Annotated in this window: 1 protein-coding gene; it reads right to left on the bottom strand. The window is 65.7% G+C overall.

Going from position 1 to position 397, the window contains the following annotated elements; genetic code table 11:
- Positions 1–210: 210 nt before the first annotated feature.
- Positions 211–397: L-serine ammonia-lyase, iron-sulfur-dependent, subunit alpha (locus tag GVL52_RS32625; protein ID WP_200848066.1), on the bottom strand; the 187-nt coding region annotated here is incomplete at its 5' end.

The raw sequence follows: 397 nt of genomic DNA, 5'->3' as shown, positions 1-397 counted from the left end.
GGCCGCGCACAGCGCCACGGCAGCGGTGGCCATCGTCTTGAGAATCTTCATCAGCGGTTCCTGTGGGGTAGGCAGGGTACAAAAAATCCGGCTTGGCGGGTGGCGAAGCCGGACATGGTGGGGCCGCGGCCCGGCGGCGGGCGTCACGGAGCGGACACATTATAAAGAAGGGGTATGGAGCCATGCCCCCTCGGAAATGCGGATGGCCCGTCAGCACTCCACGATGTTCACCGCCAGGCCGCCGCGGGCCGTTTCCTTGTACTTGGTGAGCATGTCGGCCCCGGTTTCGCGCATGGTCTTGATGACCTGGTCCAGGCTCACGAAGTGCGTGCCGTCGCCGTGCAGCGCCATGCGCGCCGCGTTGATCGCCTTGACGGACGCGATGGCATTGCGCTCG

Source organism: Rhizobium sp. 18055 (assembly GCF_902706285.1).
Classification (GTDB): domain Bacteria; phylum Pseudomonadota; class Alphaproteobacteria; order Rhizobiales; family Rhizobiaceae; genus Rhizobium.
Note: the sequence above shows the minus strand (reverse complement) of the source record. Positions and strands in the feature narration are given on the sequence as shown.